Here is a 24,338-nt window from a genome sequence, read left to right on the forward strand (position 1 = left end):
GGGGATCGGCATGCCGCCCCACTTGTCTTGAGACCCGTGGCGGTTTTTCTTCACTCCAACAGAGGGCTTCTCATGACACGACTTCTCCCACGGCGCGCACTGCTGGTGCAGGCGGCTTTGCTGGCGGCGGCATCACCGGCTGCCTTTGGCCAGGCCACTCCCATCCCCCCGGGCAAGACGGCGAGCGGCAAGCTCACGGTCGCCGCAAAACCGGCGGCCGCGAAGCCCGCCGCGGCGGCGCCTGTGGCCATCGAGTGGCCGACCAAAACCATACGCCTGCTGATCGGCTTTCCGCCGGGTTCGGTGCAGGACTTGTCGGCGCGCTCCATCAGCGAGCAGCTGTCCAAGACCCTGGGCCAGCCGGTGATTGTGGAGAACAAGGCCGGCGCCTCGGGCATCATCGCGGCCGACCAGGTGGCCAAGGCGACGGACCTGCACACCTTCGGCGTGATGAACAACAGCCAGCTGACGATTGCCAAACTGCTGAACCCGATGGCGCCTTACGATCCGGCCGTGGACCTGGCGCCCATCGCGCTGATAGGCACGACGCCCATGGTGATGGTGGTGAGCAATTTCGCGCAGGGCAGCACGCCGCAGGAGTGGCTGACCTGGCTGCGCAACCAGGGCGACAAGGCCAACTACGGCTCGCCGGGCGCGGGCACGCCGGGCCACCTGGGCATGGAGCTGATCAAGAGCCGCAGCGGCGGCCTGGGCGTGATGCATGTGCCCTACCCCGGCAACCCGCAGATCATCACCGCCATGCTGGGCGGCCAGCTGCAGGCGGCACTGCTGCCGCCCGGCCTGGCGATGCAGCAGGTGAAGGCCGGCAAGATGAAAGTCATAGGCGTGACCTCGGAGACGCGCAGCATGCTGGTGCCGGAGCTGCCGACCCTGCGCGAAGTCGGCATCATGGGCGCGGACATGGAACTCTTCACCGCGCTGGCCGGCCCGGCCTCGCTGCCGGCCGCGGTGCGCGACAAGCTGGGCGCGGCGCTGATCGACGTGCTCAAGACCGGCGAGACGCGCCAGCGGCTGATCACGGTGGGCTGGCAGCCGGCGCCGTCCACGGCCGAGGGCCTGCGCACGCGCATGCGCGCCGACACGCGCAACCTGGGCGGCATCATCATGCTGCGGGGCATACGGGCCGACAGCTGAGCGGCCGCTGAAGGGGCAAGGCTTTCGCGCCTTCGCCCCACCCTCTCTCCCTTCCCCGAAATGCGTGAGCCCGCGAGCCGGAAGCGACCGCTCCGGCTGTGGTTTACTCTGCCTTTACCGAAGCACTACCTGCCGGACGCGCAAGCGTCTTGAAAATAGGCGGGGCGCGCAAGGCCGCGCGTCAACCACAGGAAGAGGACATGCATATTTCATCGGCACACTGGCGAGCGGGCGCCGCGGCCCTGCTGCTGGCGGGCCTGGCTTGCACCAGCCATGCCCAGTACAACACCGGGGGGGCGCGCGCCCCTCGCTCCGGGGAAGCCCAGGCGGAAGGCCCGCAGGCGCCGCGCATCCAGTCACGCTGGGAGCAGGTCAGCCGCCGGCTGTTTGACCTGCGGGTGGCGCTGCAGATCACAAAAGAGCAAGGCCCGGCCTGGGAGAATTTCCGGGGGCGTTTCCTGGACATGGTGACCAGCGGCCCGGCCGGCATGCGCATCGTGGACGAACAGAACGCGAAAGACGCCTTCCAGTACCTGCTGGCCGACGCGCAAAGGCGCTCCAACATGCTGGCCACGCTGGACGCCACCGCGCAGGTCTTGCTGGCGCAGTTCAGTCCCGAGCAGCTGCAGATCGCCGACCGGGCGCTGCCCGGGCTGCTGGCGGACTATGGCGGCATCCGCTAGTCGGTAGGCGGTAAACCGGGGCTTACCCGCTGGTGGACTTCAGCGCCAGCAACACCACAACCACCACCGCCAGGATCAGGGACAGACCGCGCCAGAAGGCCACCGGGTTTCGCTCCAGCAGCGGCGGACGCGTCTTTTGCAAGAAAGCCTGCCCGGGATGGCGCAGGTCGTGGACAAACTCCGACAGCTCACCGTAGCGTTTCGCGGGGTTGGGGTGCACTGCCTTGCGCAGCACCTCGTCTATCCAGGCCGGGATCTCGCGGTCTTCGTAAAGCACCGACTCATAACGCAGCTTGTCCTGCGCGGCCCGCGTCCGGCACCTGGCCACTTCGGCGCCATAGGGCAGCTTGCCGGTCAGCATCTGGTAGGTGATGACGCCGAGCGAGAAAAGGTCGGAGCGCGGGGTGCCGCCCTCCCCCAGAAAATACTCGGGCGCCGAATACTGGGCCGTGCCCAGGATGTCCTCGTGCCCACCAGGTGTGTCGGCTTCCACAAGGCCGGCCACGCGGGTGGCGCCGAAGTCGATGATTTTCGCGGTGCCCGTGCCGTCGATCATGATGTTCTCGGGCCGCAGGTCCTGGTGCAGCATCTCGTGCCGGTGGAAGGCGCGCAGGCCCTTGGCGATCTGCTCGACCAGGCCGCGCACCGCCTCCAGGCTGGGCCGGGGGTTGTCTATCATCCACTGGCTCAGCGTCTGCCCGTCGATGTACTCGGTGGCCACATAGACATAGTGGCGCTTTCGGGTCGGCACATAAGGCTTGAGCACATGCGCGCTGTTGATGCGCCGGGCGATCCACTCTTCCGTCAAAAACCGCTCAAGGTAGGCCGGGTCGCCGCCCAGGTCTATGGAGGGCGTCTTGAGGATGACCAGCGCACCGGTGTCGTTGTCGGTGGCCAGGTAGATGTGGCTGCGGCTGCTGCCCCGCACTTCGCGGACGATGGTGTAACCGTCAAACACCGCCCTGGCCTCGAGGATGGGCGGCAGCGGCAGGCCTGAGAGCTGCTGCACCATCTCGCCGGCCTCGCGGCGGGGCAGCGCATCGACGCGCACGAGCTGGACCGTGAGGTTGTCTTCGCTGCCGCGCTGAAAGGCTTTGTCGACGATGGCCCTGGCGGCAAGCTCAAGGCCTCCGGGCGCATCGGCGCCGCCGCGGATGATGGCGGCCATGTCGTGCTCGGTAACGTGTTCGTAGACGCCGTCGGTGGCCAGCAAGAAGATGTCGCCCTGCTCCACCGGCTGGGTCTGGTAGTCGATCTCCAGCTGGGGCTTGAAGCCCAGCGCGCGGCCCAGGTAACTCTGGCCCTGGGAAATCCACACGCGATGGTCATTCGTCAGCTGCTCCAGCACCTTGCCGCGCAGGCGGTAAATGCGTGAATCGCCGACATGGAAGATATGCGCGGTGGTCGACTTGATGACCATGGCGCTCAGGGTGCACACATACCCTTTGTCGCTGTCGTAGCGATACTGGCTTCTCTGCGTCTGCGCATGCAGCCAGGAGTTGGTGGCGCTCAGGATCCGCTCGGCCGAGGTCTTGACCGACCAGGCTTCCGAGGTGCAGAAATAGTCTTCCAGGAAACCGGTGACGGCGTACTGGCTGGCCACGTCGCTGACGGCGCTGCTGCTGATACCGTCGGCCAGCGCAATGGCGATGCCCTTGGCGCTCAGCTGCGGCTCCACCGGCACGTAGATGCCGTGGAAATCCTGGTTGGTTTCTTTGCGGCCCTTGTCCGAATACTGGCCTGCCGATATCTTCAGTTCAGGGGACATGTGGGGTGGCGCAAAGCCCCCGCGCTTCTTTGCATGCGCGGGGGCTTTTGAGGCTGCTTTGTTTTAAAGGCGGATTATTTGATGGAACGCACGGGTCCGGTTTTAATGTGCGTGGCGTACAGCGTCAAGCCGGTGAAAGCCAGGCCGCCCACCAGGTTGCCCAGCACCGTCGGGATTTCGTTCCAGATCAGGTAGTCCATGATGGTGAAATGCGCGCCCAGCAACAGGCCCGAGGGGAACAGGAACATGTTCACGATCGAGTGCTCGAACACCATGTAGAAGAACAGCATGATGGGCATCCACATCGCGATCACCTTGCCGCTGACCTGGGTGGAGATCATCGCACCGACCACGCCGGCCGACACCATCCAGTTGCACAGCATGCCGCGCACGAACAAGGTGAGCATGCCGTTCGCGCCGTACTTCTGGTAGCCGAGCGTGCGGTTTTCACCGACCACGCCTATGGCCTTGCCCACCGCGCTGGGCTCTGTGGAAAAGCCATTGGTGACGTAGATGGCCATCATCACCGCCACCGTGAAGGCCCCAAGAAAGTTGCCGGTGAAGACCAGCCCCCAGTTGCGCAGCACGCCCTTGACGGTGACGCCCGGGCGCTTGTCGATCAAGGCCAGCGGGCACAGCACGAACACGCCGGTCAGCAGGTCGAAGCCGAACAGGTAAAGCATGACAAAACCGACCGGGAACAGCACGGCGCCCAGCAGGGGCTGGCCGGTCTGCACATTGATGGTGACGGCGAACCAGGCCGCCAGGGCCAGGATGGCGCCGGCCATATAGGCCCGGATAACGGTGTCGCGGGTGGACATGAAAATCTTGGATTCCCCCGCGTCCACCATCTTGGTCACAAATTCCGAAGGCACTAAATACGCCATACGATCCTCTCGTCTGTAGTTGTGGGCCTCAAATCAAAAGGCCAAAAAAAATCCACCCCCAGGCGCTCCCCAAAAAATGGGAGGCTGGAAGTGGACGCCGTTATCCATTGAATCCGCCGGGCAGCGGCCCGCGGGCCACGCCATGCCCAGCCGTCATTAGCCGGACAGGTAGGTCAAAGCAACTACTGTGCCGCGAGGAATGCGGGCGGAAACCGGCCTTTCTGCCCCGCCATGCGACGGCAGCAGGCGCGCATTGCCCCAAATGCGTGCACCGGGCCGCGGCGGGCTCGACATTTTGGTGCCTGCGGGCCGGCCGGCGCCGGTGGCTACTTGACCAGTTCCAGCACCTCGGCCTTTTTCTTCTTGATCAGCAACACCAGGAATTTCGCGGGCTGGGTGGTGCTGGCGTTGCGGCCCACGGTGTGGATGTCCTTGGGGCCTTCATAAAAGCTCTGGCCGGCCGTCAGCGTGACTTCCTTGCCGCCCTTGACCTGCATCACGATGGAACCTTCGAGCACATAAACAAAGGCATGCGCAAGGTGGCGATGTACCGGGTCGGCCGCGCCCGGGGCGTAGTCGACGGTGATCATCAGGCCCTCTTTACCGGGAAAATCGGCCAGGTCTTGCGCCATCACCGGCGTGACGCGCACGCCTTCTGGGCCGACGGCCAGGGCCGGCTGGGTGAGCAAGGCGCCGCTTGCGAGGAACAGGGAGATGCAGATCTTTTTCATAAGGGACTCTTCACAGGGTTGTTTGATGCGGCTCGGAATTGAGGCACCTCCCCTTAAGACGATTCAGGGCGCCGGCTTGTGACGCCGGCAGGTTCTCACTCTTGCCCCTTCCCCCGTTGGGGGAAGGTAGGGATGGGGGCCTCGCGGCCATCGATTTGCCTGGCAGGCGTGGAACACGGAAACCGGGGAGCCCCCATCCCAGCCTTCCCCCAGAGGGGTAAGGAGTGGCTGCGCTTATTTCGCAGCTTGTGCCCTGGCGAACCATTCCTCAAACCGCACCGTGCCCAGGCGTGCCTTGCCAACGGGCACCAGCGTGTCGTCCTTGAGCTCGGCGCCGAAGTAGCGTGCCTGCGGATCGGCGACGACCTTGCGCGGGTCATTGCTTGCGGTCAGGAAGCGCTGGACGAGATCAGGCAGGCGCACTTTTTCCGGCCCGGCGATCTCGACCGTGCCATTGACCGGCGCGCCCAGTGTGTAGTCGGCCATCGCGGCGGCCACGTCGTCGGACGCGATGGGCTGCACAAAGGCCGGCGACAGCCGGACCGTCTGTCCTTCGGTGCCCGACTGCGCGATGCCGCCCAGGAATTCCATGAACTGGGTGGAGTGGACGATGGTGTACGGGATGCTGGCGGCCCGGATGAGTTTTTCCTGGGCGATCTTGCCGCGGAAATAACCGCTTTCCACAAGCTTGTCGGTGCCGACGACCGAGAGCGCGATGTGGTGCGTGACACCGGCGGCCGCTTCGGCCGCGAGCAGGTTGCGGCCCGAAGTCTCGAAAAACTCCAGCACGGCCTTGTCCTCAAACGAGGGCGAGTTGGCCACGTCGACCACCACCTGGGTGCCCGCAAGGACTTCCGCCAGCCCTTGGCCGGTGAGGGTGTTGACGCCGGATGCCGGGGATGCGGCCACGGCCTCATGGCCGCGCTGGCGAAGGATGTTGACGAGTTTGGATCCGATGAGGCCTGAGCCTCCGATGACGACGATCTTCATGTGTGCACTTTCTGGTTCAGGGTGGAGGTAGAGGTGGAGTTCCTCCTGGTTGAGTGGCTCGAAATTGAGCACCACCTGCCTCTATGACGATTGACGCTGCCGGTTTGTGACGCCTGCGCCCTGCCCTTGCCATTTCTCTTGCACCTTCCCCTCTGGGGGAGAGCCGCTCAGGCCGCTGCGGCTTTTCCTTCAAGCAGTTTCACCATGGCCCAAAGCACCCGGTTCGCAGGCACCGCCACGCCCAACGCATCGCCGCGTTTGACGATCAGGCCGTTGAGGTAATCGATCTCGGTGGGTTTGCCGCGCGCCAGGTCTTGCGCGGTGGAGGCGTACTGGTTGGGCATGCTGCCGGCCAGCTTTTCGACGGCGACATGCACGTCGCCGGCCACCTGCACGCCTTCGGCCTTGGCCACCGCCAGGCATTCGGCGACCACGTCACGCATCACGTCCACGACGCCCACGCCCTGCACCGTCTTGCCATAAGGCAGTTGGGCGATGGCCGAGACGGCGTTATAGGCGCAGTTGAGGATGAGCTTGGCCCACAGCGCGCCGCGCACATTGGCGGAGATTTCGGTGGGCACGCCGGCGGCGACCAGGGCTTGCGCGGCGCTGTCGCTGCGCGTTGAAGGCTCGATGACCAGGTCGCCGCGGCCATGGTGCTTGAGGTGGCCGGGGCCGGCCATTTCGGTAGCGACATAGACCACGGCGGCGGCCACCGCGTTGCCGGGCAGCACCGCGCGCAGGCGGTCGGCGTTGTCGACGCCGTTTTGCAGGCACAGCACCAGGGTGCCGGCCGCGAGATGCGGGCGTATCAGCGCGCCGGCCGATTCGGTATCGGTGGACTTGACGCAAAACAGCACCAGGTCGGCGCCCTTGACGGCAGCCGGGTCGCTGCTGGCGGCCAGGCGCACGTGTTCGTCGAACATGCGGGTTTCCATGCGCAGGCCGTCGCGCGCAATGGCCTCGACATGCTGCGGCCGCGCGATCAGCACGACCTCATGCCCGGCTCGCGCCAGCATGCCGCCGAAATAACAACCGACGGCGCCTGCGCCCATCACGGCGACTTTGAGGGATTGGGTCATGGAGAGCTGCCTTCCGCTTGGCGGGAGATGTGAAGACAGCGATTGTGTTTCAAGTCCGCCGTGCCTGCTGGCGGCGGGAGACAAACCTACCCGAGGCTGCCGGCAAAGCGCCGGGCCAGCTGATTTCGTTCAAAGGCTTCGGCCACAAAATCGATAAAGACGCGGGTCTTGGCGGGCATCTGGCTGCGCGTGGCGTAATAAATCGAGATCGCGCCGGCATCCACATACCAGCGCGGCAGCAGCCTGACGAGTTCACCGCGCTCCAGTTGCGGCAGCACGTCAGGCACGGCGAGCAAGGTCACGCCCAGGCCCATCAGCGCCGCGGTGCGCATGGCGGTCGGGTCGTTCACCCGCACCGACTCGGCCTGGGCGGCCGGCATTTCGGCGCCGGCCGTGTCGCGCATCACCCACTGGCGAAGCCGGCCCGTGGCGCTGGAACGCATGACGATGCCGCTGTGCCCGGCCAAGCCCGCGGGGTCAGTGGGCAACTGGCGGCCGGCCATGTAGGCGGGCGAAGCCACGGCGACCAGGTGGATGGGCGCCAGGGGGCGTGACACCACGCCGGGCGAAAGCTCAAAGCCGCCGCCTATCGCGGCGTCATAACCCTCGGCGATCAGGTCGACCGGGCGGTTTTCAAAATACCAGTCGGGGCGCACCAGGGGGTAGCGCTCGAGAAAAGCCGGCAGCAGCGGCAGTATGTGTTCGACGCCAAAGGTAGGCGACATGCTGACCTTGAGTGTGCCGGCAGGCGCACCGCCGTCGTCGGCAAGCGCCGCGATGGCGGACTGCAGTGCGTCAAGGTTGCCGCCTATGGAGACCAGGAAGCGCTCGCCGGCCTCGGTCAGGGTGAGCTTGCGCGTGGAGCGCTGGAACAGGCGCACGCCGAGGTTGCGCTCCAGCATCGCGACATTGCGGCTGACGGCCGCGGGCGTCAAAGCCAGGCGCCGCGCCGCTTCCGAGAAGCTGCGGCTTTCGGCGCTGCGCACAAAGGATTCGAGGTTGGCCAGGGTTTCCATCGCCTCATCTTAAAGCAATGCTTGAAGATAATTCAAGCCATTACCGGCTTATCAAAAGGCAATCCAAATCCCATCATTCACTCCATCAACAACCCAAGGAGTGAATTCATGTCTACCCCCGTCAACACCAGCGCCGTCAACACCCCCAGCATCGGCATCATCGGTTCCGGCGCCATCGGCTCGGCCGTCGCCGCCATCCTGGCCCGCCACGGCATCCCGGCCACCCTCTCGAACAGCCGCGGCCCCGGCTCGCTCAAGGAACTGGTGCACGGACTTCCCGGCATCACGGCCGGCACGCGTGAGGAAGCGGCCGCCAAGGACATCGTGTTTGTCGCCGTCAACTGGGGCCGCCTGCCGGCCGCACTGGCCGGCCTGCCCAATTTCGGCGGCCGCATCGTCATCGACACCAATAACCCGATCGAGGCGCCGCTGTTCAAGCCCGCCGAACTGAACGGCCGCCTGTCGAGCGAGATAGTGGCGGACCTGGTGCCCGGTGCCCGTGTGGTGAAGGCCTTTAACCACCTGGCCGCCGCGTTGCTGGCCACCGACCCGGCCGACCACGGCGGCAAGCGCGTGATGTTTTATTCAGGCGACGACGCAGCCGCCAAGGCCACCGTGGCCGCACTGATCGCCCGGCTCGGCTTCTCGGGCATAGACCTGGGTGCACTGGCCGTGGGCGCGCGCCTCGCGCAGTTTCCGGGCGGCCCGCTGCCGATTCTCAACCTCGTGCACTTCGCTTGAGGCCGCTGCCGGGCCGGCCTGACCCGTCGCTGACGAACAGGCCCGTGCGGTGCGGCGCACTGCGTAAAGTCACAATTTTTTTACCGTTGGTTTACCGGCGCTAGACCGCCGCTATACCGGGCCATCGCTCAATGGCGAGGCGCAGGGTCCTGCGCGGCCTGGGTTGAACAACAGGGTGCACCTGTTGTCCCACCCAGGCAGGTCTGAAGTTGCCGGTGCCATGCGCCGGCTTTTTCCGGAGAAAAAGAAATCATGAAGTTCACCTATTCATCCAGATTGTTGTGGCTGTCCACCGCCGCGCTGTCGCTGGGCGCCGCACTGGCGCAACCGGCGCAGGCGGCGCCGCTGGCGGCGGGCTCACAGGATGTTTACCTCGGCGGCAATATCGCCGCCAGCCGCGCGTCCGGCCTGGGCGGCAGCATCGACGGCGCGCTGGGCAACCAGGGGCTGGCCAGCAGCACCTCGACCGGCACACCGGGCACCTCAGGCGGCTTGCGCCTGGGCTACCGCCTCAACCCCAACCTGGCCGTCGAGGCCAGCTATGACCGCATAGGCTCGACCGACCTGCAGTCCGCCATCGCATCGCCGGCGGCGGACAGCGCTTCGGGGACCTGGAAGGCGCACGGCTTCGGCCTGCACGTGCTGGGCATCGCACCGCTCGACAACCAATGGTCGCTCTACGGTCGCGCCGGCGTCGAACAGTGGCACACCTCGCTGGACACGGCCTCGGCCACCGGCAGCACCGCCAACGTATCGACGACAGGCTCCAACACCTCGCTGGCGCTGGGCGCCGGTGTCGCTTACGCCATCTCACCGAATGTGGATGCGACGGCGGAGCTGGTGCACTACAACCGCGTCGGCACCTCCGCCACCGGTGTCAGCGCGGTGAACCAGGTCAACTTCGGCCTGCGTTACCACTTCCTCTAAACCTCTGAAGGTGATCCCGGCCGGCGCCAGGCGCGCCGGCCTTGCTGAAGCCGCGGACCGGCCAGGCCTTCAGGCTGTTGGCAAGGTGATGCGGGCGCGCAGCCCGCCGCCGTCAGCCGGCAGCAGCGCCAGCGTCCCGCCATGCGCACGCACCAGGCGGTCCACGATGGCCAGGCCCAGGCCGGCGCCGGCCGGGCCGCCGCGCGTGCCTTCGGCGCGGCGGAAAGGCTGCTTCAGCGCCTCGGCCTGTTCGGGCGGGATGCCGGGGCCCGCGTCAGTCACCTCTATCCAGACAAAGCCATCCTGCATGCCTGTGGCCATGGCCACAGGCGGCCGGCCATGGCGCCAGGCGTTTTCGACGAGGTTGGCCAGCACGCGCCGCATGGCGCGCGGGCGCAGCAACACGGCCGGCGGCCCGCCGGCCCGCAGCGCCACCGGCATGCCCTGGGCAGCCGATGCGGCGGTGACTTCGGCCGCCAGCGCATCGACGTCGACCGGCGACAGCGCTTCACCGTCGGTGCTGCGGGCGAAGTCGAGGAACTGGCCGATGATGGCGTCCATCTCCTCAACGCCGCGGGTCATGCGGGCCATCAACTCTTCATCAGCCTTGTCGCGCAGGATCTCGATGCCCAGGCGCAGCTTGGTCAGCGGCGTGCGCAAGTCGTGCGACACCCCGGCCAACATCAGCGTGCGTTCGTCGTCGGCCTGGGCCAGGCTGCGCACCATCTGGTTGAAGCTGCGGCTCAGGCCTGCGATTTCCGTGGGGCCGTCTTCAGGCAAGGGCTGGGGGCTGGCGCCGCCAGCCAGCGTCCGCGCCGAAGCCATCACGCGGCGCAGGGGCTGGTTCAGGTAACGGTGAATCAGCAGCGCACCCAGCAGGGCCAGCAATGCGCTGGTGAGCGAGGCCGCGACCCAGGCGCCGGTAAATTCACGCGTCGGCAGCACGCCGGGCAGCGTGACCCAATGGTCGGCGCCGTCCAGGCGCAAGCGCACCGCCAGGCTGCCGCCGGCTTCACGGCGCCAGATGATTTCAGAGCCCTCGCCTTCCAGCGCAATGCCGCGCGAGGCTTCATTGACGAAGCGCCGCTCCAGCCGGCTGAGCAACAGGCGTCCGCCGCGGCCGTCACCGTCTTCATCCGCCACACCTTGCATGGCGCGGCGGTTGAACTGCGCCACAAAGGCCTCGCGCTGCGCGGGCGGCAGCGCGGCCAGGCCGGCGCGGATGGAACTGACATTGCGCGCCACCGCCACCGACAGCTGCGCCAGCCGGGGTTTGACGATCAGCTGGCGCACCAGCAGCGCGCTGGCCAGCTGGCCCGCCACGATGAGCACCACGATCAGCAGCACGTTGCGGCCGAACAGGCTGCGCGGAAATAGTGTCACGGCTTGCCCGCCTTGCCGTGTTTTGCCGCGCCGCCTTCCGGCACAAACACATAACCCACGCCCCACACGGTCTGGATGTGGGCAGGCTGCGATGGGTCGGCCTCTATGAGCTTGCGCAGGCGCATGACCTGCACGTCGATGCTGCGGTCGGTGGCTTCGTGGTCGCGGCCGTAGGCCAGCTCGATCAGCCGGTCGCGGCCCAGCGGCCGGTTGGGGTGCAGGGCCAGCGCCTGCAACAGGCTGAATTCACCGGTGGTGAGCGGCAGGTCTTCGCCGTTTTTTTCGAGCCGGCGTGCTTCCAGCTTCAGGGTGAAAGCGCCAAACCGCACAGTGCCCTGGCCGGGCAAGGGGCCGCTGTGCGCGCCCAGCATGCGCTGGCGGCGCACCAATGCCTGGATGCGGGCCAGCAGTTCGCGTGGGTTGAAAGGCTTGGGCAGGTAATCATCGGCCCCCATCTCCAGGCCAACGATGCGATCCACCGGGTCGCCGCGGGCTGTGAGCATGACGATGGGAATGGTTTCACCCTGCGCGCGCAGGCGGCGGCACACCGCCAGGCCGTCTTCGCCCGGCATCATGACGTCGAGCACCAGCACGTCGAAGCGCTCGCGCGCCAGCAGGGTGTCCAGGGTTTTGGCGTCTTCCAGCGTGCGCACGGCATAACCCTGGTCGCTCAGGTAGCGTTGCAGCAGGCTGCGCAGGTCGGCCTCGTCGTCGACCACCAGGACCCGGGCCAATGCCTCGCTCATGGTGAGGGGCCTGCCCGCAAAAGCGCGTTGGAAACCAGCATCAGAAACATCCCACTGCAAGAAAGATGCCCCATGGTAGCGGCCCGCACCGGGCCGTCCACCCGGCAAATCATGACAAACGATGACAAAGCCGCGCTTTGTTCATGCCTTGTCATCAAGAGGCCGGCGCCAGCCATGGTTGGCTCACATCTCGCGGCCACAGTGGCATCACGGCGCTGCAATGCGGCCGAAACCTCAAAACCCTTCACCGTTCCCCCAAGGAGTTCGCCATGAAAACCACGCTTTCCTCCATCACCCTGGCATGCGCCCTGCTCGCCGCGGGTTTTGCCGCCCCCGACGCCGAAGCGGCCAGCCGCCAGGTGCTGCGGGCCCATGCCGACGGCGGCACCTCCGTCACCAAGGCTGTCACGCGCCAGGGTCCACAAGGCGGCACACGGGTGCGCAACCACAGCACCACCGCCGATGGGCAAGGCAACGCCAGCACTGCGGGTAACGTCTCCACCACAGGCCCTAACGGTGCCACCGCCGTGCGCTCGGGCCAGGCCAGCCGCAGCGCGGACGGCTCCGCGCAGCGCAGCGGCAGTTTTGCCGCCAGCGGCGCCAAAGGCAGCGTGGAAAGCAGCGGCAGCAGCAGCAAAACCGCCGACGGCAGCATCAACGCCAGCCGCAATACCAGTGCCACCAGCGCCGCCACCGGCAACAGCGTGCAAAGCACGGCCTCCTATAACCAGGCCACCGGCGTCACCCGCAGCACAACCTGCTATGACGCCAGCGGCGCCAGCATGAGCTGCCCGTCGCGCTGAGCGTGCCCCCTTCACATTTCGCTTATCCCCTGTTTAACCGGAGTACTTTCATGATGTCTTCTTCCACCCTGCGCATACTTTCAATCATGGGCCTGCTGGCACTGGGCGCCGCGGCCCATGCCCAGGCACCCAAGGCCGACCGTATGGAAAAAGCCCGTACCGAACTGCAAAAACGCTTTGAATCGGCCGACACCAACAAGGACGGCAAGCTGACCCGCGAAGAAGCGCAGGCAAAGATGCCCAAGGTGTACAAAAACTTTGACACCATCGACGCCGGCCATACAGGCGCCATTTCGCTGGCCGACATCGAGGCATTTGTGGTCTCGAAAAAAGGCGCGCGCAAGCCGGCCGGCTGATGCGGCGGCTTCGATGCGGGCCGCCACGCACAAGGCCACACGAATGGTTTAACCTCAAGAACGCCCCGCCGGGCACTGCTTGACTGGAGATTTTGATGACAGCTCTTGCCACCCGGGCGCGACAGGCCGGCCTTGTCGCCACGCTGCTTTTCTCGGCCACCTTTGCCGCGGCTGCACCGGCCGTGCCTGACGGCGTGCGCCGCATGGCCGACATCGCTTATGGCACGGATTCGCGCCAGCGCATGGACGTGTACCTGCCGGCGTCCGCGACGGAGACGGCGAAAGCGCCCGTGATCGTCATGGTGCACGGCGGCGCGTGGATGGTGGGTAACAAAGCCATGTCGAATGTGGTCGACAACAAGGTGGCGCATTGGGTCCAGAAAAAGGGCTATATCTTTGTCTCCGTGGGCTACCGCCTTTCGCCGCAAGCCGACCCGTTGCTTCAGGCGCGCGACGTGGCCACGGCGCTAGCCAAGGCCCAGGGCCTGGCGGACTCCTGGGGCGGCGACCCGGCGAAGTTCATCCTCATGGGGCATTCGGCCGGCGCGCACCTGGCGGCGCTGCTGGCGGCCTCGCCGTCGCTGGCGCGCGAGGCCGGCGCCCAGCCCTGGCTGGGCACGGTCGCGCTCGACAGCGCCGCGCTGGACCTGGAACGCATCATGCAAGCGCGGCACATGCGCTTTTACGACCGCGTGTTCGGCGCCGACCCGGCCTACTGGCGCAGCGTGTCGCCCAGCAGCGTGCTGGCGTCGGGCGCCGCACCCATGCTGCTGGTGTGCTCGACACAGCGGGCAGACGACCCCTGCGCACAGGCACGTGACTTTGCCGCCAAGGCCACGGCCCAGGGCGGCCATGCGAGCGTGCTGCCGCAGGACCTCACGCATGCACAGGTCAACACCACGCTGGGACTGCCCGGCGCGTACACCGAGGCGGTCGACGGTTTCATCACGGGTTTGCTGCCGCGCTGACAACCCTCCAATAAAAAAACCGGCGGGTTGCCCCGCCGGTTCGTGTTCATTGCCCCATTCCTCATATGGCATAAGGGATGGGGATGGTGCGATTCCATGGATTCAACAATCCCATGAACTTCGCGTCAATGCCCGGAATCACTCAGAGTGCAGGCTTGGCCGCGCGGCTTTTTTCGCTTTCCAGCGCCTTGGTCCTCTGCGCATCCAGCACCTTGTACCAGTCGGCAAACGCGCTGACATCCATGGCAAAGGACGAGAATTTGTCGGCCAGGCCGTCCTGCTTGTTGGACTTGGACGATACGCTGTAGATCGTGGCGCAAGCGTAGGTGGGTGCCACGGGGTAATACAGATAGCCCGTCACGACGCCGCCCACAAAATAATCCTTGATCTCCTCAAAGCAGTTGCCGTTCCTGGGCTTGTCGTAGACGTTGACCCACTCGATTTCCTTGCCCGCCTTGTCATACATCCAGTGCTGGCTATAGCCGGTGGGCTTAATGCTCGCGGGGTCCTGCTTGCCGTATTTGGCCGATGCATCCGCGATGGCCTTCAATGCGGGCCGGTCCCCCGCCGGGTATTCCGTCTTGGTGATAGCCCACACCTTGTTGGTCAAAGGCGAAATGCTGAAGTTCAGGTTCTTGGCCGTGTTGTTGAATTTGGGGACGTAGGTGTAGTTGTCGAAGGTACCGGTTCTGCCGTCTATGGTGAGCTTCAGTGCGGTTTTCGTGGTGGACACATAGACATTGTTTTTCAGCTCGGTGTTTGCAATATTCAGGGCCTCCTGCACATCCATGCCGAGGCGAATGCCGCCCACATCAGGCGCCGCCGCTTGAGCCACTCCCGCCAGGCCGGCGCCCAAGGCCCACATCAAGGCCCATTGGCCTGCTATCTTTTTAATCATGCTTCTCCCTCTTCCTTACGTTCTGGATAAAAAGCAGGCCCCGGGCAAATATGCGTCGTGGCCTGGAGCGCGGCGGGCCCATCCCTGCTGCGCCGCGGGCAATCTTAGCCATCACCCAACAGAGGCTCGGAGAGCCATGCGCACGAATTGCAACGAACTGTTGCGGATCGGGATTTATTTCTTGAAAGCGTGAAATAGTTGCCTATGCCACCGCGGCTGATGACGAAGGGATTGGCTTCAATGACCGGACTCACCGCGACGGGGCGTGCATGAGTGCCCCAGGGGTCAAGGTTTCTGCAGCGGCTCACCCGCTTCCGCCGCCGCAACGACAGCATTGCGGCGGTGGTAGCTGAAGAAGGTCCACATCAGCAGCGAAGCGTCGGGCCCGTCGGGCTCGTTGAACTCGACACTGGCGTCGCCGCCGCTCCAGGCGTGGCCCAGCGCATCGACGTCGCACCTCACCAGCTGCGGCTTGCGGCCGGCGTACCAGGTGGCGGTCTGGTAGGCGTGGCGCGGCTTGCGGCCGCCGCGGCGCTCGGCGTGGCGGCGTACCACGGGGCCTTCGCGCGACGCGCCCTGCGTGAGGGCCGGGCCGTTGATGATTTCAAACTGCTCGGCCAGCTGGTCGGCATTGACCCTGCGCACCACGGTGTCGTGGTCGCCGTGGACCAGGATGGCGGGCATGCCGGGGAACTGTGGCTGCATACCGGAAAATTCGCGCGCCGCGGCACTGTAAGACGAGCCCGAGCCGTGCTGCATGGCGCGGTAGGCGCTGAAGGGCGAATGCGTGGTGCCGAACACCGGCGCCGAATGCATGCCCACGGCGGCGATCAGCTCCGGGTGGCGCAAGGCCACGATGGCAGCCAGCGCGGCGCCGGCCGAGAGGCCCGCGACATAGGTGCGCGAAGTGTCCAGGCCGTGCTTGCGCTGCACCTGCGCGATCATCGCGGCGATCAGCTCGACGTCGCCCTCGCCGCGCTGCGTGTCGCGCCGGTACCAGTGCCAGCAGCGATGGGCGTCGGCCGCGGCGGATTGTTGCGGGTACAGCACCGCGAAGCCCTTGCGTTCGGCCAGCGCGTTCATGCGGCTACCGGCCGCGAAGTCGGCCGCCGTCTGCTTGCAGCCATGCAGCATCACGACCAGGGGCCGCGGCGCTGGCGGGGTATCCGTCATTCCGGCCGCGCTGGCGGGAAGGTAGAGCCAGTACAGCATGCGCCGGGCATGCCCGAAGGGGCCGTCCGCCGGCACGCTGAACCAGGCCTTGCGCCAGGTGCCGGGCAAGCCCGCGGCCGCGCGGGTCTGTACGGCCGTGGGGCGGCGCGCCTTTTTGGCGGGCCGGGCCACGGCGGGCTTGACCAGTTTGAGCTTTGGCCTGCGCGGTTTGGTGGCCGGCACGGCTTTGGGCAACAGGCTTTCCAGCAGGCGCAGGCCCCGCGCCTGCTGGGCTTGCTGGGCCTTGCTGACGCGGCGCAGGCTTTTCAGCCAGAGGCTGCTCAGGCTTTTGGGCATGGAAGGGCTTGTGCTTGGGAAGTCATGAAGGGTGGCCGGCGCGGTCTGGACGGGTGTCTTTAATAAGTACACGGTTATTTTGCTGCATTGCAGCAAAATGTCTACCGGGCAGAGGCTTAAAGCGCTGCCGCCTGGCTTGAATCAGGTGCCTTTTGTCACAAAATCAGGTTTTGGTGGCGTAAAAGCCCAGGCCGTTACCATTAAAGGCTTGGCCCGCACGCCTTAAAAAGCCTCTTCGGGCCCTCCCCAACCCGTTTCATCCCGTTTTATCCGCTCCATGTCCCCCTTCCTGACTGCCGCCCTGTACCAATTCGTCGAGCTGCCCGACTTCGCCGCGCTGCAGGCGCCGCTGCTCGCGCGCTGCGAGGGGCACGGCGTCAAGGGCACGCTGCTGCTGGCGCCCGAGGGCATCAACGGCACCATCGCCGGCCTGCCCGAGGGCGTGCGGGCGGTGCTGGCGTTTCTGCGCGCCGACCCGCGCCTGGCCAATCTGGAGCACAAGGAGGCCTGGGCCGCGGAGATGCCCTTCTACCGCATGAAGGTGCGCCTCAAGCGCGAGATCGTCACCATGGGCGTGCCCGAAGTCCACCCGGCGCTGATGGCCGGGGAATATGTCAAGCCGCAGGACTGGAACCAGTTGATCAGCGAGCCCGGCGTGGTCCTGGTCGACACGCGTAACGATTACGAGGTCTCCATCGGCACTTTTGAAGGCGCGATCAACCCGCACACCGGCAGTTTTTCGGAGCTGCCCGGCTGGGTGGAGCGCGAAATGGCCGAGGGCGGCAAGCTGACGGCGCAGGACGGCAAGAAACCCAAAGTCGCGATGTTCTGCACCGGTGGCATACGCTGCGAAAAATCCACGGCGCTGCTGCGCTCCAAGGGTTTTGAAGAGGTTTACCACCTCGAAGGCGGCATTCTCAAATACCTGGAGACCGTGCCCGAGGCCCAAAGCAGCTGGCAGGGCGAATGTTTTGTGTTCGACGAGCGCGTTTCGGTGGGCCACGGGCTCAAGCCCGGCGGCTTCACGTTGTGCAGGTCGTGCCGCGACCCGCTCAGCGAGGAAGACCGCCGATCGCCTCTGTATGAACTCGGCGTGAGCTGCCCGCATTGCCACGGCAAAACGACGGAAGAACAAAAAGCCGGCTACCGCGAGCGCCAGCGCCAGGTCGAGCTCGCCGAAAAACGCCAGGCCGCGCACATAGGCGTGCGCCAGCCCGGCGCCTGACCCCTCTGCCCATGAGCGGCGCCCTGCCCGTCCTGTATTCCTTTCGCCGCTGCCCCTATGCGATGCGCGCGCGGTTGGCGCTGGCGGCCAGCAGCGAACCGTATGAGTTGCGCGAAGTCGTGCTGCGCGACAAACCCGCCGAGCTGCTGGCCGCCTCGCCCAAGGGCACGGTGCCGGTGCTGGTGTTGCCTGACGGCACGGTCATTGACCAGAGCCTGGACGTGATGCTGTGGGCGCTGCGGCGCAAGGACCCGGAAAGCTGGCTGTTGCCGCCACGAGGCGCCATCGAGGACATGCTGGCGCTGGTTGCCGCCAATGACGGGGACTTCAAGTGCGACCTGGACCGCTACAAATACCCGCACCGCTATCCTGAAGATTCCGCAGGCGACGTTCAGGCGTTCGCGCTGCTGCACCGCGCGCAAGGCGCGGCATGGCTGGCAAAGCTGGATGGCATGCTGAACGAAGGATGGCTGTTCGGCCCGCGTGTGAGCCTGGCCGACATGGCCCTGCTGCCCTTTGTGCGCCAGTTCGCCCACACCGATGCGACCTGGTTCGCCGCGCAGCCCTGGCCGCGGCTGCAGGCCTGGCTGGCGGGCTTTGAGGCCGGCGCGCGCTTCCTGGGCGTGATGGAAAAACACGCGCCGTGGCAGGCAAGCGACGTCCGGGTTCAATGCTGATATAAACCACACAGCGACGCCCCAGACCGGACACTGAGCCGGCAGCGCCGCCGCCGCAGGCCGCTACCAGCCGCGCCCATGCCAGTCATCAACGGGAGGAATATCTTGAGTCAGCCCACGCCCCAGCCCAACCCTTTTGCGCCGCCGCAAGCGCCGGTCAGCGACGTGCCCGCGCCACAGGCCACCGAAGCCATCGCCGGCCTGCCGGTTTCCGATGCGTGGAAGACCAAATTCCAGCTCATCGAAAAAGCCGGCGGCGTGAAGCTGCCCCAGTTCAAGGCCCTCGGCGTCGGCGAACGCATGAAGATCGGCTTCAGCGTGCTGGCTTTCCTTTTCGGCCCCTTCTATTACCTCACCAAAGGCATGTGGAAAAAAGCCATCAGCCTGTTTGTGGTGTGCGTGGCGGTGGTGCTGCTGCTCCAGCTCGTGCTGGGAATGATGGGCCTGGGCCGCTTCAGCAGTTCGCTGGGCTATGGCGTCGCGGCCATCTTCGCGGCCCGCTCCAACATCGATTACTACAAGAAGATGGTGCTCAGGCAAAACGGCTGGTGGTAGGAGTACACATGAACCCCAATCCCTACGCCCCACCCCAGGCCCCGGTCGCCGACGTTGCCGAGATACCCGATGCCGGCGCGGACGCCCCGCCTTTCTTCCCGGTTTCGCGGCTCAAGCTGCTGGTGATGTTCTTCAGCACGCTGGGCCTTTACCAGATGTACTGGCTGTACAAGAACTGGAAGATGGTGCGCCTGCGCACGGACGAAAAAAACATCATGCCTTTCTGGCGCGCCTTCTTCGGCGTGTTCTTTTTCTATTCGCTGCTGGACCGGGTCAAAAAACACGACCCCGACTCACCCGCCGCGAAGATGGAGGCGGGCGGCCTGGCCGCCGCCTGGATCATCCCCAACCTGTTGTGGAAGCTACCCGACCCTTACTGGCTGATCTGCCTGGCCAGTATTTTTGTGCTGCTGCCGGTGCAGGGCTTCATCAACGAACTGAACCGGAAAGTGGCGCCGGGCCATGAACCCAACAGCCGTTTCTCCGCCTGGAACTGGGTGGGCGTGGTGCTCGGCATCCCCCTCATGATCATGACGCTATGGGGCGCCTTCTTGCCGCCGCAGTGATTGCGGCACAGGCGATGCGCCCCTTCCTTTTGCTGCTGCCCCTCGCCTTGCTGGCCGGCCCCGGCAAGGCCGAGCCCCCGGCCTACCAGAAGCTTCTGGTGCACTGCCAGAACCAGCAGCCCTCTTTTGAGTGCGCCCAGGCCATAGAACGTGTCCAGGCGAAGTCCGCCCAGTCGTTCCGGTTTTCGCGGGCGGGCCCGCTGTTAAGCATACGCACCGCCCACAAGACGGTGCGGATCAAGGACGTCAACAACGAGAGCGACCAGGACGTCAGCTACAACTACCTCGCCTACTTGCCGGATGCCCGGCTTCACGTGCTCTATGCCCAGCTGTGGGAAGGCAGCAGCTACGTCGCCGTCGACCACACCACCGGCCGGCAATACCCCATGCTGGGGTTTCCGGCCGTGTCACCCGACCGCAAAAGAGCCGTGGCCTTCTCGGCGGCGGGCGAAGCAAACTATGACGGCAACGGCGTGGAGGTCTGGAGGATCAACCAGGGCAAGCCCCGTGTCGAGTACACCTATGGGCCGGACGCCCGCGACTGGAGCCCGACCGACACACGCTGGAGCGGGCCGTCCACCATCAAGGTCGCGGGCCTGTGCGCGCCGGATATGCCCGAATCAAGATCGTGTCCCATGCGCCTTGAATTGAAGGCGGGGAAGTGGTCTGTTGCGAAGGACGACTAGGCAAAAGGTCATCGCCCCTCTTCCTCTTTACAGGCTGCGCTTTACTCCCTCTCCCCCTGGGAGAGGGTTGGGGTGAGGGCCAGCGGCGATAGCAATACCGCAGTTTCATGCACAGGCTGCGGCCCTCACCCCGGCCATCTCCCAGAGGGAGAGGGAGCAAGAAAGACACATCTCAACGCTGTATCCGCGTAGACAGCACCACCGAGGTATGCGTGCGCTCCACGCCGTCCAGCAGCCCTATGCCGTCTATGAGCGCATCCAGCCTTTCGATGGAGCCGGCCTGCACGATGGCGATCATGTCGTAGGCGCCGCTGATGGACAGCAGCGAGCGCACTTCGGGGATCTTGCGCAGCGCCGCCTCCACCGTGCCCGTGAGCTTGGGGCCGACGGTCAGCATCACGTGTGCCGACACCTGCGACTGCTCATAGGCATCGCCGGTGCGCGCACCGTAGCCGGTGATGACCTTGTCGCGCTCCAGCCGCGTGATGCGGGCCTGCACCGCCGTGCGCGACAAGCCGACCTTGCGCGCGAGCAGGGCCATGGGGCAGCGCGCGTTGTCGCGCAGTTCGGCCAGCAGGGTCTGGTCTATGGCGTCGAGTTGCATGGTACTCACTCAAATTAGTTAAATCGCGTATTTAGATAGCCTCTTTATCTAAAGTATGGCGTTATTTTGTCTAAATTGATACTGGCAACTGCCTTCCCGGGCTTCCACAATGGTCCATGCCTCTGCATCGGGGTGCACTATCCAAGGAGACCCTCATGAAAAAAATCATGGTTGCAGGCGCCGGGAAAATCGGTTCCGCCATCGCCGCGCTGCTGGGCGCCACCGGGGACTATTCGGTGACCGTCGCCGACGCCTCGCCGGCGGCGCTGGCGGGCATCAGCACCGGCCCGCGCGTACAGCGGCTGGCGCTGGACATCAGCAAGCCGCAGGCCCTGCGTGAGGCACTGGCCGGGCAGTACGCGGTGCTCAGCGCGGCGCCGTTTCACCTGACCACGGCGATCGCCGAAGCCGCCGTGGCCCAGGGCGTGCACTACCTGGACCTGACGGAAGACGTGGCCAGTACACGGCGCGTGAAGGAGCTGGCGGCAGCCGGCGCAAGCTCGGCGCTGATCCCGCAATGCGGCCTGGCCCCGGGTTTTGTTTCCATCGTCGCGGCCGACCTGTGCCGCCGTTTTGACAGCCTGCACAGCGTGCGCATGCGCGTGGGAGCACTGCCCCAGTTCCCGTCGAACGCGCTCAACTACAACCTGACCTGGAGCACCGACGGCGTCATCAACGAGTACTGCGAGCCCTGCGAAGCGATTGTCGAAGGCGTGCTGCGCCAGGTACCGCCGCTGGCCGAGCACGAGGAATTCTCGCTCGACGGCGTGACCTATGAAGCCTTCAACACCTCGGGCGGCCTGGGCACCCTGTGCGAAACCCTGCAGGGCAAGGTCACCCACCTCAACTACAAAACCATTCGCTACCCGGGCCACGCGGCCATCATGAAGGTGCTGCTCAACGACCTGCGCCTGCGCGAGCGCCGCCACGTGCTCAAGGACCTACTCGAAAACGCCCTGCCCGTGACGCTGCAGGACGTGGTCATCGTCTTCGTCACCGTCAGCGGCCAGCGCGAAGGTCGGCTCATGCAGGAGACCTATGCCCACAAGGTTTACAGCCAGGTGGTCGATGGCGTGCTTCGCAGCGCGATCCAGGTCACCACGGCTTCTGGTATTTGTGCGGTGCTGGACCTGCTGGCTGCAGGGCGGCTGCCGGCGCGGGGGTTTGTGCGGCAGGAAGATATTTTGTTGGGGGATTTTTTGGGGAATCGGTTTGGGAGGGCTTATGCGGAGCATGCTGCGGAACAAGCTGCGGCTTGAGTTCGGTTCTTGCTCCGGCGGTGCGCCCTTCTCTTGATCTTGCTGGCCGGGGGTAGCCCGGCGGCTACTCACTTTTCTTTTGCTTCGCCAAAAGAAAAGTAAGCAAAAGAAAAGGCGACCCTGATTGCTGCGTCCCTTCGCTTCGCTACGGGCAACCTGCGGTGCTCGGTTCAGGCGGGGTCTCGCTAAACTCGCTTCGCTCAGACAACGCGATCCCTGATCCGCCTGAACCTGCGCTCCTCGGCGCATCCACAAGGGGTGGGGAAGGAATACCAAATTCAAATACTGAAAACCACAAGGACTCGCCTTGGCGAGTCCTTGTTTGTCTTGGTTTGTTCTTTGGTGTTTGTCTTCTGTCCCCGTTCCCGCTTGCCCCGTCCTGGCTGGGCCGAGGAGCGCAGAGACAAGCGGATCAGGGCCGGCGTTGTCTGAGCCGAAGGCGAGTTTAGCCGGACCCCGCTTGGCTCGAGCACCGCAGGTTGCCCGTAGCGAAGCGTAGGGACCCAGACTGCGGGTCGCCTTTCTTTTGCTTACTTTTCTTTGGCGAAGCAAAGAAAAGTGAGTCGCCGCCGGGCGACCCCGGCCAGCAACACTCAGCAAAGAACACAGGAGGAGAGGAAGCGCGCTCGCCAGCGCAAGACCCGGCGCCTAAACCTCTGGCGCCACAACCTCCGCATATTCATAAAGCGCCCCCAAAATCCCTTCCCCCCGTTCATCCGCCGTCTCCGACAGGACGTCAATCCGCGCGAACAGTGCATCCACATTGCGCGCCCCGCCCTCGCCTTCGAGCAGCCAGGCGACGCGGTGCCCCTCCCAGCGCTCGGCGTCCTCGGGCGACAGGGTTTCGGGGAAATTGCGGGCGCGGTAGCGGAACAGCAGCTCTTCGAGCCTGTCGTCGTCAAAACCGGTGCGGCTGTGGGCCAGCTCGGCGGGCGACAGTGCGCGCAGCTGGTTCAGGCGGCGCCGGTCGGCGTTGCCGATGAAGCCGCCGTAGAGGTCTTCGTCGACGTCGGGCGCGGCCTCTTTGGGGCGCTGGAAAACCTCGGGCCAGATGGCGCTCATGTCGGGCAGGGCTGCGGCTTTTTCGGCGTTGCGCAAAGCGGCGTCTATGTCCACGCCCCACTGGGCCGCCATCTCGGGCGTCAGGGTGGCGAGTTTGCGCACCACCATAGGCGACTTGTTGAGGTGCACCGACTTGATGGGCAGGCGCTGCACGCCCTCGGGCAGGTCGACGGATTTGCTGAAGAGGCGCTGGCGCAGCGTGGCGACGTCCAGCAGCGGCAGCTCAGCGGGGTCTTGTGACAGGTCCCAGGCCAGCAACTCGTTCTTGTTGGTGGGATGCGTGGCCAGCGGCCACATGACGCCCAGGCAGCCGCGCTCGGGCGGAAACATGCCCGAGATATGCAGAAAGGGCTGGGCCGTCTGCGGGCTGGTGGGCAGGCCGAGTTCGGCGGCGACGCGGTCCTTCTTGTGCAGGCTCAAGGCGAAGTCGAAGAGCTTGGGCTGCGCCTGGCGGGTCAGCCGGGCCAGCGCGATGGTGGCGCGCACGTCGGACAACGCATCGTGCGCCGCGTCATGCAGCAGGCCGTTGGCGCGCGCCAGGTCTTCGAGCTTGAAGCTGGGGCGGGTCACCTTCGGGTCGTCGGGAAAGCGCTCGTCGGGCTTGCGCGGCCAGGTGATGCCTTCGGGCCGCAGGGCGTAGGCCATGCGCACCACGTCCAGCAGGTCCCAGCGGCCGCAGTCGTTCTGCCATTCGCGCGCATAGGGGTCGATCAGGTTGCGCCAGAACAGGTGGCGCGTGACTTCGTCGTCAAAGCGGATGGTGTTGTAGCCCACGCCTATGGTGCCGGGCTCGGCCAGCACGGCCTCGATGCGGGCGGCGAATTCGTGCTCGGCCACGCCGCGCTCCAGGCACAGCTGCGGCGTGATGCCGGTGAGCAGGCAGGACTCCGGGTCGGGCAGGTAGTCGTTGGCGGGCTTGCAGTAAAGCATCAGCGGCTCGCCGATTTCGTTGAGTTCGGCGTCGGTGCGTATGCCGGCGAACTGCGCGGGACGGTCGCGCCGGGGGTTGATGCCGAAAGTCTCGTAGTCGTGCCAGAGAAAAGTGTGGGAGGCCATGGAAC

25 protein-coding genes are annotated in these 24,338 nt (G+C 65.5%); 13 read left to right on the plus strand and 12 right to left on the minus strand.

Translation table 11 applies throughout. The features are described from left to right. Positions 1 to 72 precede the first annotated feature (72 nt). Positions 73 to 1,155 (plus strand): Bug family tripartite tricarboxylate transporter substrate binding protein, encoded by a 1,083-nt coding sequence (locus tag AC1D0O_RS02340; RefSeq protein WP_477651939.1) that lies wholly within the window; start codon positions 73 to 75, stop codon positions 1,153 to 1,155. 200 nt (positions 1,156 to 1,355) lie between these two features. Then, complete coding sequence (locus AC1D0O_RS02345; RefSeq protein WP_477651940.1) at positions 1,356 to 1,838, plus strand: hypothetical protein; 483 nt, start codon at positions 1,356 to 1,358, stop codon at positions 1,836 to 1,838. Positions 1,839 to 1,860: 22 nt separating this feature from the next. On the opposite strand, the gene AC1D0O_RS02350 is transcribed toward AC1D0O_RS02345, so the two are convergent. From AC1D0O_RS02350 to AC1D0O_RS02375, 6 genes are all read right to left on the minus strand, one after another. Beyond that, on the minus strand, positions 1,861 to 3,606 hold the full coding sequence (locus AC1D0O_RS02350; protein ID WP_477651941.1) for a bifunctional protein-serine/threonine kinase/phosphatase: 1,746 nt from the start codon (positions 3,604 to 3,606) through the stop codon (positions 1,861 to 1,863). A gap of 74 nt (positions 3,607 to 3,680) precedes the next feature. Beyond that, positions 3,681 to 4,493 (minus strand): formate/nitrite transporter family protein, encoded by an 813-nt coding sequence (locus tag AC1D0O_RS02355; protein ID WP_477651942.1) that lies wholly within the window; start codon positions 4,491 to 4,493, stop codon positions 3,681 to 3,683. Between the two features lie 326 nt (positions 4,494 to 4,819). Beyond that, positions 4,820 to 5,224: a cupin domain-containing protein gene (locus AC1D0O_RS02360; protein ID WP_477651943.1), complete on the minus strand. Its 405-nt coding sequence runs from the start codon at positions 5,222 to 5,224 to the stop codon at positions 4,820 to 4,822. 234 nt (positions 5,225 to 5,458) lie between these two features. Beyond that, complete coding sequence (locus AC1D0O_RS02365) at positions 5,459 to 6,214, minus strand: SDR family oxidoreductase (protein ID WP_477651944.1); 756 nt, start codon at positions 6,212 to 6,214, stop codon at positions 5,459 to 5,461. Between the two features lie 167 nt (positions 6,215 to 6,381). Then, the gene (locus AC1D0O_RS02370; protein ID WP_477651945.1) at positions 6,382 to 7,296 is read right to left on the minus strand and encodes a ketopantoate reductase family protein; all 915 of its coding nucleotides are present in this window, start codon (positions 7,294 to 7,296) and stop codon (positions 6,382 to 6,384) included. A gap of 86 nt (positions 7,297 to 7,382) precedes the next feature. Then, on the minus strand, positions 7,383 to 8,312 hold the full coding sequence (locus tag AC1D0O_RS02375; RefSeq protein WP_477651946.1) for a LysR family transcriptional regulator: 930 nt from the start codon (positions 8,310 to 8,312) through the stop codon (positions 7,383 to 7,385). 108 nt (positions 8,313 to 8,420) lie between these two features. Here AC1D0O_RS02375 and AC1D0O_RS02380 point away from each other — a divergent pair, with 108 nt between their 5' ends. Both AC1D0O_RS02380 and AC1D0O_RS02385 read left to right on the plus strand, forming a co-directional pair. After that, entirely contained in the window at positions 8,421 to 9,053 is a 633-nt protein-coding gene (locus tag AC1D0O_RS02380) for an NADPH-dependent F420 reductase (protein WP_477651947.1), read from the plus strand. A 252-nt stretch (positions 9,054 to 9,305) separates the two neighbouring features. After that, a complete protein-coding gene (locus tag AC1D0O_RS02385; RefSeq protein ID WP_477651948.1) occupies positions 9,306 to 9,980 on the plus strand; it encodes a porin family protein in 675 nt (224 codons plus the stop codon). Between the two features lie 69 nt (positions 9,981 to 10,049). On the opposite strand, the gene AC1D0O_RS02390 is transcribed toward AC1D0O_RS02385, so the two are convergent. Then, a complete protein-coding gene (locus AC1D0O_RS02390) occupies positions 10,050 to 11,363 on the minus strand; it encodes an ATP-binding protein (protein ID WP_477651949.1) in 1,314 nt (437 codons plus the stop codon). Beyond that, positions 11,360 to 12,109, minus strand: coding sequence for an osmolarity response regulator transcription factor OmpR (gene ompR, locus AC1D0O_RS02395; protein ID WP_477651950.1), 750 nt, complete (start codon positions 12,107 to 12,109; stop codon positions 11,360 to 11,362). The genes AC1D0O_RS02390 and ompR overlap by 4 nt, the downstream gene beginning before the upstream one ends. A gap of 269 nt (positions 12,110 to 12,378) precedes the next feature. On the opposite strand from ompR, the gene AC1D0O_RS02400 reads away from it, so the two are divergent. From AC1D0O_RS02400 to AC1D0O_RS02410, 3 genes are all read left to right on the plus strand, one after another. Beyond that, entirely contained in the window at positions 12,379 to 12,912 is a 534-nt protein-coding gene (locus tag AC1D0O_RS02400; protein WP_477651951.1) for a hypothetical protein, read from the plus strand. A gap of 50 nt (positions 12,913 to 12,962) precedes the next feature. Further along, a complete protein-coding gene (locus AC1D0O_RS02405; protein WP_477651952.1) occupies positions 12,963 to 13,268 on the plus strand; it encodes an EF-hand domain-containing protein in 306 nt (101 codons plus the stop codon). Between the two features lie 95 nt (positions 13,269 to 13,363). Further along, positions 13,364 to 14,236, plus strand: a complete 873-nt coding sequence (locus AC1D0O_RS02410; protein WP_477651953.1) for an alpha/beta hydrolase — start codon at positions 13,364 to 13,366, stop codon at positions 14,234 to 14,236. Between the two features lie 142 nt (positions 14,237 to 14,378). On the opposite strand, the gene AC1D0O_RS02415 is transcribed toward AC1D0O_RS02410, so the two are convergent. Both AC1D0O_RS02415 and AC1D0O_RS02420 read right to left on the minus strand, forming a co-directional pair. After that, entirely contained in the window at positions 14,379 to 15,134 is a 756-nt protein-coding gene (locus AC1D0O_RS02415) for a hypothetical protein (protein ID WP_477651954.1), read from the minus strand. 285 nt (positions 15,135 to 15,419) lie between these two features. Then, complete coding sequence (locus tag AC1D0O_RS02420) at positions 15,420 to 16,643, minus strand: extracellular catalytic domain type 1 short-chain-length polyhydroxyalkanoate depolymerase (RefSeq protein WP_477651955.1); 1,224 nt, start codon at positions 16,641 to 16,643, stop codon at positions 15,420 to 15,422. Between the two features lie 277 nt (positions 16,644 to 16,920). Here AC1D0O_RS02420 and trhO point away from each other — a divergent pair, with 277 nt between their 5' ends. The 5 genes from trhO (at position 16,921) to AC1D0O_RS02445 (ending at position 20,352) form a co-directional block, all read left to right on the plus strand. Then, positions 16,921 to 17,868: an oxygen-dependent tRNA uridine(34) hydroxylase TrhO gene (gene trhO, locus AC1D0O_RS02425; protein ID WP_477651956.1), complete on the plus strand. Its 948-nt coding sequence runs from the start codon at positions 16,921 to 16,923 to the stop codon at positions 17,866 to 17,868. 11 nt (positions 17,869 to 17,879) lie between these two features. Further along, complete coding sequence (locus AC1D0O_RS02430; RefSeq protein ID WP_477651957.1) at positions 17,880 to 18,545, plus strand: glutathione S-transferase; 666 nt, start codon at positions 17,880 to 17,882, stop codon at positions 18,543 to 18,545. A 105-nt stretch (positions 18,546 to 18,650) separates the two neighbouring features. Continuing rightward, positions 18,651 to 19,100 carry a DUF2628 domain-containing protein gene (locus AC1D0O_RS02435; RefSeq protein ID WP_477651958.1) on the plus strand — a complete coding sequence of 150 codons (450 nt, stop codon included), beginning with the start codon at positions 18,651 to 18,653 and terminating at the stop codon, positions 19,098 to 19,100. 8 nt (positions 19,101 to 19,108) lie between these two features. After that, the gene (locus AC1D0O_RS02440; RefSeq protein ID WP_477651959.1) at positions 19,109 to 19,666 is read left to right on the plus strand and encodes a hypothetical protein; all 558 of its coding nucleotides are present in this window, start codon (positions 19,109 to 19,111) and stop codon (positions 19,664 to 19,666) included. Continuing rightward, positions 19,639 to 20,352, plus strand: a complete 714-nt coding sequence (locus AC1D0O_RS02445) for a hypothetical protein (RefSeq protein WP_477651960.1) — start codon at positions 19,639 to 19,641, stop codon at positions 20,350 to 20,352. The genes AC1D0O_RS02440 and AC1D0O_RS02445 overlap by 28 nt, the downstream gene beginning before the upstream one ends. Before the next feature lie 172 nt (positions 20,353 to 20,524). On the opposite strand, the gene AC1D0O_RS02450 is transcribed toward AC1D0O_RS02445, so the two are convergent. Continuing rightward, positions 20,525 to 20,956 carry an Lrp/AsnC family transcriptional regulator gene (locus AC1D0O_RS02450; RefSeq protein ID WP_477651961.1) on the minus strand — a complete coding sequence of 144 codons (432 nt, stop codon included), beginning with the start codon at positions 20,954 to 20,956 and terminating at the stop codon, positions 20,525 to 20,527. Between the two features lie 155 nt (positions 20,957 to 21,111). Here AC1D0O_RS02450 and AC1D0O_RS02455 point away from each other — a divergent pair, with 155 nt between their 5' ends. Next, entirely contained in the window at positions 21,112 to 22,215 is a 1,104-nt protein-coding gene (locus AC1D0O_RS02455; protein WP_477651962.1) for a saccharopine dehydrogenase family protein, read from the plus strand. A 648-nt stretch (positions 22,216 to 22,863) separates the two neighbouring features. On the opposite strand, the gene sbcB is transcribed toward AC1D0O_RS02455, so the two are convergent. Continuing rightward, a complete protein-coding gene (gene sbcB, locus AC1D0O_RS02460; protein WP_477651963.1) occupies positions 22,864 to 24,333 on the minus strand; it encodes an exodeoxyribonuclease I in 1,470 nt (489 codons plus the stop codon). Positions 24,334 to 24,338: the final 5 nt, after the last annotated feature.

It is taken from the genome of Polaromonas sp. P1_F2 (assembly GCF_056405735.1).